Source organism: Cetobacterium somerae ATCC BAA-474 (assembly GCF_000479045.1).
Lineage (GTDB): Bacteria > Fusobacteriota > Fusobacteriia > Fusobacteriales > Fusobacteriaceae > Cetobacterium_A > Cetobacterium_A somerae.
In genome coordinates this window covers 1-8,628 of sequence record NZ_KI518084.1, presented here as the reverse complement: position 1 = coordinate 8,628, position 8,628 = coordinate 1, and the positions used below count along the sequence as shown (strand labels likewise).

Below are 8,628 nucleotides of genomic sequence, written 5' to 3'. Positions count from 1 at the left end.
CTTTATTTATTAAAAAAAATAAATTAAAAATTTATTAAAAGGAAAAACAAAGATATGTTGAAAATAGATAATATTACTAAATTTTTTGAAAAGAGGTATTGTTATGGAAAGAATTGAAGAAAAATTAAAAGATATTGAAAAAGAATATTTAGAGCTTCAAGAGGGAATAACAGAATATTCAAATAATAATTTGAAATCAGCAGATTTAAAAAAAAGAGGATCAAAATTTGGAATTTATGAGCAAAAGGGTAAAAAAATGATGCTGAGACTAAAAGCTGTTGGAGGAGAGCTTTCAATAGAAAAATTTAAATCTTTAGCTGGAATAATGGAAAAAGAAGAAATTCCATATTTACACCTTTCAACAAGACAGAATTATCAACTTCACGAAGTTGAATTTGAAAGAGTGAAAGACACAATAGAGCAATGCAATTCAAAAGAGATGTATTTTAGAGGTGGAGGTGGAAACACATTTAGAAGTATCTTAGTTTCTACGTACACAGGAGTTGATAAAAGAAATATATTTGATGTAATGCCATATGCAAGAATGGTTGAAAATGAAGTGTTTTTTATGGATAAAGCTTTTGATTTTGGAAGAAAGTTAAAAATAGGGTTTTCAAACTCTTTAGACGATGAATTTGTTATGGCTGTTCAAGATATGGGATTTGTTGCAAAAGAAATAAATGGCGAAAAAGGTTTTAAAGTTTACTGCGGTGGTGGAATGGGAAGAGGTAGTAAAATTGGGCATGTTTTAATAGAATTTTTACCTGAGACAGATTTACTAAGAGCAGTTAAAGCTTTAATAAACTTATTTTATGATCGTGGAGATAGAGTAAACAGAATGCAGGCAAGACTGAGATTCTTAGTTGAAAAAATGGGATTTGAAGGTTTTAAAAAATTATATTTAGATTACTTTGAAAAAGAAACTATAGTTAATGGAAAGATACCTAAAATAGACTATGAAAAAAAAGTAAGAGAGTTAAAACAATTTGATGAAATTGAGAATTCAGAGACATTTAATTTATGGAAGGATATTTGTACTAAAGAAACTAAATTTAAAGATATAGTTTCTCTTGTGCTATATGTAAAAAATGGTGATTTAAGTGCAAAAGATATAGAGAAGTTATATATATTAATGAAGGATATAAATACTCCAACTATAAGAGCTACTATTAATCAAAACCTAGTTATTCCATTGGTTCATAAATCAGCGATTCCTTATATATACAAATATTTAAGTGAAACAATTCCAGAGATAGTTACAGAAACTATATCAATAAGAGGACAAATTAGAGCATGTGTCGGTGCAAAAGTATGTATGATAGGAGTTCAAGATTCTCAAAGTATAGCAGACGCAATAGGAGATGAATTAGACCAATTAGCAAAAGAGTTTCCACAATATAGAAAAATTATATTTAAGGAGGCTAAAAATATAAGAATTTCTGGATGTCCAAGCTCTTGTGCAGGTGTTCCAGTAGCTCCATTAGGATTTATTGGATTAAAAAAGAAAATAAATGATAAGCTAGTTGATTGTATGCAGGTTTATATGGGAGGAATATTAACTGATTCAATTCAATCTTTAGCATTTGAAATACCAAATTTAATTTTACCAATAGATGAAATACCAATTTTGGTAAAATCTTTGTTTAGAGATTATTTAGAAATATTACAAGTTTATGATATTACTTTTAGTAATTATATGTATGAAAGAAGATTAGAAGAGTTTTAACTAAAAAAGTGACGATTAATTTAAATCGTCACTTTTTATTATTTTTGCACCCTTTTCCATCATTTCTTTGAGAGCGTTATTAGAATCGTTAAAAGATAGATTAACACCTTTACAACCATCTTCTATAACATTAACCTTAAAACCTAAATCAAGAGCATCTAAAACTGTATGTTTAACACAGTAATCTGTAGCTAGACCTAAAACAAAAATTTCTGAAATTTGGTTGTTTTCTAAAAGAGATAACAGTTCAGTGCTTTTTAATTTTCCATTATCAAAAAAACCACTATAAGAGTCAATTTCAAAATTAGTTCCTTTATAAATAATATGTTTAATTTCTTTAAGATTTGGATGAAAGTTAGAGCCATAAGTATTTTCAACACAATGTTCAGGCCACCAGACTTGTGGGAGATTATTTAAAATACCAATTTCTCCAATAGTTCCATTAGAATTTTTTGCAAAACTTTTATGATTAGCTGGGTGCCAATCTTTTGTAGCTACAACGAAATATTGATTTTTATTAAAAAAATCAATAACTTTATTAACAATAGGGATAATTTCATGAGCATCTTTAACTGCTAAAGCCCCACCTTCGCAAAAATCATTTTGAACATCAACAACAATCAAAGCTTTCAAAATAAACCTCCTAAAAATTCATTTTTCACAGTATAGCAGCTAAAGAAAAAAATGTAAATTAAAAACAACTTGGAAAAAGGATTTCTATTTGTTATTATTGTATATATAAGTATAAAATTTAAGGAGGGGGAATATGAACGTAATATTAGGAATTGCATTTTTTATTTTAGGGAGTTTAGCTGTTTATATTTTTCAAAGAAAAAAATATAAAAAAATGACAGAAGAGGATTTTGTTTGTGAAGTAGTACAAAAGGCTTTTATAAGAGAGAAATTTTCAGATCACAATGAACATAAGTTAGTGAGAGAATTATTAAAAAGTGATGCTTTTGTAAAAGATTTATCATTGACAGCAAAATTTAAAGGTATGATAGTAGGTTATATTCTTTTTACAAAAGTTAAGGTAGGAAATGATACATTGTTAACTTTAGCTCCCTTAGCGGTATTGCCAAGATTTCAAAAAAAGGGTATTGGTAAAAGCTTGGTAGAAAAAGGTCATAAAATAGCTAAAGAATTAGGATATAAAGGAATTGTTGTTTTAGGTCATGCAGACTACTATAAAAAATTTGGTTATGAACCAGCTTCAAAATGGGGAATAAAATGTCCTATAGAAGTACCAGATGAGAACTTTATGGCAATTGAATTATATCCTGGAGCTTTAAGTAATGTGAAAGGTACAGTTGAATATCCTAAAGAATTTGGAATAAATTAGGTAAAAGGGAGTGGAGATTATGAACTTTAATAATTACGTTGAAAGAAAAGGTTCAGATTCAAGAAAATGGAGTTTAGAAGGTATGCTTGAAATGGCATCTTACGTAGATGAGAACAGTATTCCTATGTGGGTTGCAGATATGGATTTTAAAGCTCCAGATTTCGTAGAAAAAGCTTTGTTGGAAAGAGTTAGTCATGGTGTATTTGGTTATAATACAGTTGGTGATGATTACTATAACAGTGTTATATTTTGGTTGAAAAATAAGAATAATTGGGATATAGAAAAATCTTGGATAGTTCCAACAAGTGGAGTCGTTCCTGCATTATGTTATGCAATTCAAGCATTCACTGAACCTGGAGATGGAGTAATAGTTCAAAATCCAGTATATCCACCGTTTAAAGGGTCTGTAGAGTTAAATAATAGAAAAGTAGTAAATAACTCATTAAAATTGATTCAGGATAGATATGAAATAGATTTTAAAGATTTAGAAGAAAAATTGAAAGATTCAAAAAATAAAATGTTAATTTTATGTAATCCTCATAATCCAGTTGGAAGAGTTTGGAGTGAAAATGAATTAAAGAATATTATAGAGCTATGTTTAAAATATAAAAAAATAGTAGTTTCAGATGAGATTCATAGTGATTTAATACTATTTAATAATAAATTTACATCAATGGGAATTTTAAATAGTAAAATTCATGATTATTTAGTTGTATGTACATCAATAAGTAAAACATTTAATTTAGCAGGTTTAAAAGCATCAAATATAATAATACCTAATAATAATTTAAGAGAAAAATTTATAAATGAAATGTTTAAAGTAGCTGCTAAACCAGTACCAAATATTTTTGGAGCAATTGGAGTTAAAAGTTGTTATTCAAAAGAAGGTGAGGATTGGTTAAATAATTTGTTGGAATATCTTGAAGAGAACTATTTATTTCTAAAAAAATATTTAGAAGAGAGGATACCAAAAGTAAAGTGCTTACCAATAGAAGGAACATATTTAGCTTGGATTGATTTTAGAGAGTTAAATTTAGATGAGAAAGAGTTAAAAAATAAATTAGAAAAAGAAGCTAAGATTGTTATTGATGGCGGAGAGATATTTGGAAACGAAGGAAAGGAATTTATAAGACTAAATTTTGCATGTCATAAATCTATTTTAGAAGAAGCATTAAAAAGACTAGAAAGAGCACTAAAAAATTAATCGATAAAAAAACAAGCAAGGATTTTAAACTTGCTTGTTTTTTACTTTATATAACAGTACAAATTTCATTGAAATTTAATCTTCTTTCTCTTGGATTTAAAGTTTTAGTTTCATCAAAATATCCTATTGAAAGAAGCATAACTACTGTTTTATCTTCATCAATATTAAAAAGTTCTTTTACCTTATCTTCATTAAACCCAATCATTGGGTGAGTATCAACACCATGGTCTTTTGCACATAGCATAATTGACATTGCTAAAAGAGAAACATCTCTAACAGCCATAGCATTTCTTTTAACTTCTGTAGGGTATAAAACAGTTTCGCACATATTAATAAGCTGTCCAACTTTTTCTTCTTTTAATCCTAAATCAATTTTTATATTCCACATAGGATTGTCTCGACCATATCCAAAAGTGTCCCCAACTAAGATTAGAGTCATAGAAGCTTCTTTTATTTTAGGTTGATTACAAGCTGTAAAAAGTTTTTCCTTAGCTTCAGTAGAACGAACAGCAATAATTTCCCAAGGTTGAAGATTAAACGCTGATGGAGCAAGAACAGCCTCATTTATAATATCTTCAAAAAGTTTCAAGTCAAGCTCTCTATTTGGATCAAAAAAATTAACACTTCTTCTTTTAGAAATAACATCTTTAAAATTCATATTAACACACCTCCACAAAGATACTTAACTATATATACTGAGATTGAAGAGAAAATCTTTTATTATTTAACAACAAATCTAGGAATTCTAGAGTTTATAAGAGTAGTATATTCGTAATGATCCATTTTTAAAAAAGCATTACATTTATCGAAATCTTTATAAATTTCTACAAAATCGCCTAAATTAACAGAATCATCTATAAGAACAAATGATGTATCCATACTAATGTGAACTATAGGATATTCTTTATTATTTATATGGCACAAGATATTTGTATTTCTCTTAGAAAATCCATCTCCATAACCAATTTTTATTTTTCCAACTTTTGAATAGTTATTTATAAATATATTTTTTATACGTTCATATCCAATAAAATCTAAATCTGAAAAATTCTTTATATTATATATAGGACCAGAAAGAGTCCAAGAACGCTTAATATTGTAATCTATAATTCCAGGGTCTAGCATTCCTAGAAGACTTATTCCACAACGAACATGTGTAGAACCGTTTCCTAATCCTAAGAGCGTGGCAGCACTATTTTGAGAATGTATAATATCAAAATAATTGTTTCCAATGTAATTAATTGATTCAATAAACTTATTTTGAATATCGATGGTTTCATTAATATCAGAACTAAAAAAATGTGTCATAGCACCCTTAAAATGAAGATTATTTTTTATTATAATATCTTTTATAGAATCAATATCGTTTTGAATAAATCCATTTCGAGCAAAACCAAAGTCAAATTTCAAATGAAGTTGAGAAAAATTTACCTTCTCTTTAATTAGTTCTAAAAGTTCGTCAGTGCTATTAATAACCATTTCTAAATTTTTATATTTTTTTAAAATTGAAAAATCTTCAACTGTTTCAAAAATTAAAATATTAATATTAGGAATATTAAGTGAAAGAATTTCTAGAGCTTCAGACTCTCTAGCAACAGCAAAATAGTTGCATCCACCCTCTACTAGAATAGGAACAACCTCTTTTAAACCATGACCATAAGCATTTGCTTTGACAACTGAAATAATCTCTTTTTTTGTATAATTCTTTATATAATTAAAATTATGAATTATATTTTCTTGAACAAGTTGTATCTTAAAACCATCTCTACCCATACTAACACCCCTCACATATTTTTTATATTGTTACTATTATTACCATATAATTCTTTAAATTTCAAAAGAAATATTATAAAATACAAAAATAAGGAGATGATTAAATATGAAAGTAGAAGTTTTAGAATCAGCAAAATGTGCCTTAAAAAAGAAATTTAACGGAAAAAATGTTGTTGTAATTGACGTGCTAAGAGCTACAACAGTTATGGTTACAGCTTTAGAAAATGGTGCTAGCTGTATTTATCCCTTTAAAGAGATAGATGAAGCGAAAGAGAAGTGGAGGGCAAAAAAAGATGGATTTTTAGCAGGAGAGAGAAGAGGACTCAAAATAGAGGGATTTAAATTTGGAAATTCTCCTCTAGAATTCACTAAAGAAGCTGTTCAAGGAAAAGAAATTTTCATGACAACAAGTAATGGAACACGAGCTATAGAGAATGCTTTAAGTGCTGATAATTTATATATAGCTTGTTACTTAAATATATCTGCTATTTCTGAAAAGCTTTTAGAAAGTGAAAAAGACGTTGTTATTCTTTGTGCTGGAACAGATGATGAATTTTCATTAGATGATAGCTTATGTGCTGGAATGATTATAAAAAAAATGTCTGAAAAGATTAAATTAGAAATAAATGATTTAGGATTATCATTGAAAAAGATAGCAGACTTAACTTCAGATATAAAAGAAATTTTATCTGAAAGTAAGCACTATAGTTATTTGAAATCTATCGGTTATGAAAATGATTTAGAGTATTGTACAACTGTAGACGCTTTTAGTATTACTCCGTTTTATAAAAATGGAAAGATAAAACTTCCTCTTAAATAGAAAGAGGAAGTTTTTTTAATGATTTTTTCATTAATGGAATACTTATACCAAGACAAATAAGTTCAGCAATAGGAATAGCTAACCAGATGCCTATTTCACCTATGAATGCGGGTAATATAAAAAGGGGAATTAATACAAATATAATAGATCTTCCACAAGATATAAACGCTGATTCAAAAGGTTTTTCAATAGATGTATGGAAACTACTAGATATTATATTAATAAATGATAATAAATACGCAAATGTAAAGAAAAATATAGCTTTGTTAGTTAAATCAGCTAACTCCTTATTTCCATTTGAAAAAAGATAAATTATTTTATCACCAAATAGATGCATTCCAATGAAGGTTGTTAGTCCAATTACTGCTCCAGATTTTAAAGCAACTTTAAGTACATCTTTAATTTTATCAATTCTATTAGCTCCTAAATTATACGAAATTATAGGTTGTAGAGCTTGAGAAAGACCATAAAGAGATATATTAACAATTGAATTAATATAAAAAACAATAGTTAGTGCAGATACACCTAATACGCCAATATTTTTCATTATAATAATATTAAAAATATATATAGTGATAGCACTTGAAATAACAGTGAGCATCTCAGAACTACCATTATAAAAAATCTCTTTAATATCTTTTAATGTACATATTATTTTTCCAAAACGCATATGATGAAAAAGAGTTAGGGCTCCAAACATATTTGCGAAACATGATGCAACAGCAGCTCCTTCCATTCCCATACCTAATTTTAAAACAAATATATAATCTAGAAAAACATTAGCAATAAAGCAAACAGAACCACTAATGAAAACTTGATTAGGTTTACCAGCTATTCTGACAAAAGTTTCAGTAAAGATAGGCATACTAAAGAATATAGAACCTGGAATGAGGATAGCTAAGTATTTCTTTACAAGAACAAAAGTTTCTTCATTAGCTCCTAAAAGCATTATAACTGTTTCAAAATTTGATAATAGAAAAACAGATATTATTAGAAGTGTTGTTAGAAGTAAAACTAAAGTTAGACTTGTAAGTCCTTTAGCTCTAGTTTCATTCCCGTTTCCAGAAGCTATTCCAACTAAAACTCCACCACCGATACAAATCATGAGAGCAATACTAAGTAATAAATTAATAAGAGGCATAGAGAGATTAACAGCTGCTAATCCTTGTGCTCCAACTCCCTTACTTAAAAAAAGACCATCTACCATAATTTGAAGGGAAACAATTAACATTCCTAAAATACTAGGTAAAGCGAATTTAAAAAACAATTTTTTAACACACCCATTTTCTAAAGTGATATTTTGTGACATTCTTCTCTCCTCTATGAAATTAAAATAATATTATATAAATAAATAGTTATATATGTTATTATAAACTATATACTTAACTATATTGTCAAGGAGAAAATATGAAAAATAGATATAAAATTTCTGAACTAGCAAAATTAGCGAATATTTCAAAACAAACTCTTATTTTTTATCATAAAAAAGACATATTAGTTCCAGAATATGTTGATGAAGTTAATGGATATAGGTATTATTCTAATTCTCAAATATGGGATTTGTTTTTCATTATAACTTTAAAAGAAGCAGGGTTTTCTTTAGAAGAAATAAAAAATTATATTAAAGTAAAAAATCCAACTAAAAATATAGAGTTTTTAGAAGAAAAAATTTATGATATAGATAAAAGAATTGATGAATTAAGAAAAAGTAAAAATAGAATAACTGAAAAAATATTATGTTTAAAAGAGATGTTAAGTAATTT

General features: G+C 27.2%; 9 protein-coding genes. 5 read left to right on the top strand and 4 right to left on the bottom strand.

Going from position 1 to position 8,628, the window contains the following annotated elements:
• Window positions 1-103: 103 nt before the first annotated feature.
• On the top strand, window positions 104-1,726 hold the full coding sequence (locus HMPREF0202_RS02485) for a nitrite/sulfite reductase (RefSeq protein WP_023049887.1): 1,623 nt from the start codon (window positions 104-106) through the stop codon (window positions 1,724-1,726).
• Between the two features lie 15 nt (window positions 1,727-1,741).
• Here the strand turns inward: HMPREF0202_RS02485 and pncA are convergent, their stop codons facing one another.
• Window positions 1,742-2,359, bottom strand: coding sequence for a bifunctional nicotinamidase/pyrazinamidase (gene pncA / locus HMPREF0202_RS02480; protein ID WP_023049886.1), 618 nt, complete (start codon window positions 2,357-2,359; stop codon window positions 1,742-1,744).
• 133 nt (window positions 2,360-2,492) lie between these two features.
• On the opposite strand from pncA, the gene HMPREF0202_RS02475 reads away from it, so the two are divergent.
• Window positions 2,493-3,068 (top strand): GNAT family N-acetyltransferase, encoded by a 576-nt coding sequence (locus tag HMPREF0202_RS02475; protein ID WP_023049885.1) that lies wholly within the window; start codon window positions 2,493-2,495, stop codon window positions 3,066-3,068.
• Between the two features lie 19 nt (window positions 3,069-3,087).
• A complete protein-coding gene (locus HMPREF0202_RS02470) occupies window positions 3,088-4,272 on the top strand; it encodes a MalY/PatB family protein (protein WP_023049884.1) in 1,185 nt (394 codons plus the stop codon).
• A gap of 46 nt (window positions 4,273-4,318) precedes the next feature.
• On the opposite strand, the gene HMPREF0202_RS02465 is transcribed toward HMPREF0202_RS02470, so the two are convergent.
• Window positions 4,319-4,930 (bottom strand): nitroreductase family protein, encoded by a 612-nt coding sequence (locus tag HMPREF0202_RS02465; RefSeq protein ID WP_023049883.1) that lies wholly within the window; start codon window positions 4,928-4,930, stop codon window positions 4,319-4,321.
• A 62-nt stretch (window positions 4,931-4,992) separates the two neighbouring features.
• Window positions 4,993-6,045, bottom strand: coding sequence for an alanine racemase (locus HMPREF0202_RS02460; protein WP_040406158.1), 1,053 nt, complete (start codon window positions 6,043-6,045; stop codon window positions 4,993-4,995).
• Between the two features lie 106 nt (window positions 6,046-6,151).
• Between HMPREF0202_RS02460 and HMPREF0202_RS02455 the strand changes: the two genes are divergently transcribed.
• Window positions 6,152-6,865 carry a 2-phosphosulfolactate phosphatase gene (locus HMPREF0202_RS02455; RefSeq protein WP_023049881.1) on the top strand — a complete coding sequence of 238 codons (714 nt, stop codon included), beginning with the start codon at window positions 6,152-6,154 and terminating at the stop codon, window positions 6,863-6,865.
• Here HMPREF0202_RS02455 and HMPREF0202_RS02450 read toward each other — a convergent pair.
• A complete protein-coding gene (locus HMPREF0202_RS02450) occupies window positions 6,858-8,174 on the bottom strand; it encodes an MATE family efflux transporter (protein WP_023049880.1) in 1,317 nt (438 codons plus the stop codon). The two genes, HMPREF0202_RS02455 and HMPREF0202_RS02450, sit on opposite strands and share 8 nt — an antisense overlap.
• Window positions 8,175-8,272: 98 nt before the next feature.
• Between HMPREF0202_RS02450 and HMPREF0202_RS02445 the strand changes: the two genes are divergently transcribed.
• Window positions 8,273-8,628 (top strand): MerR family transcriptional regulator (locus tag HMPREF0202_RS02445; RefSeq protein ID WP_023049879.1); only part of this gene is annotated, 356 nt, incomplete at its 3' end.

Excerpts from the sequence above, each read along its gene's own strand:
- HMPREF0202_RS02485 (WP_023049887.1), top strand. The coding sequence starts at position 104 with ATGGAAAGAATTGAAGAAAAATTAAAAGATATTGAAAAAGAATATTTA.
- HMPREF0202_RS02475 (WP_023049885.1), top strand. The coding sequence starts at position 2,493 with ATGAACGTAATATTAGGAATTGCATTTTTTATTTTAGGGAGTTTAGCT.
- HMPREF0202_RS02470 (WP_023049884.1), top strand. The coding sequence starts at position 3,088 with ATGAACTTTAATAATTACGTTGAAAGAAAAGGTTCAGATTCAAGAAAA.
- HMPREF0202_RS02465 (WP_023049883.1), bottom strand. The coding sequence starts at position 4,930 with ATGAATTTTAAAGATGTTATTTCTAAAAGAAGAAGTGTTAATTTTTTT.
- HMPREF0202_RS02460 (WP_040406158.1), bottom strand. The coding sequence starts at position 6,045 with ATGGGTAGAGATGGTTTTAAGATACAACTTGTTCAAGAAAATATAATT.
- HMPREF0202_RS02455 (WP_023049881.1), top strand. The coding sequence starts at position 6,152 with ATGAAAGTAGAAGTTTTAGAATCAGCAAAATGTGCCTTAAAAAAGAAA.
- HMPREF0202_RS02450 (WP_023049880.1), bottom strand. The coding sequence starts at position 8,174 with ATGTCACAAAATATCACTTTAGAAAATGGGTGTGTTAAAAAATTGTTT.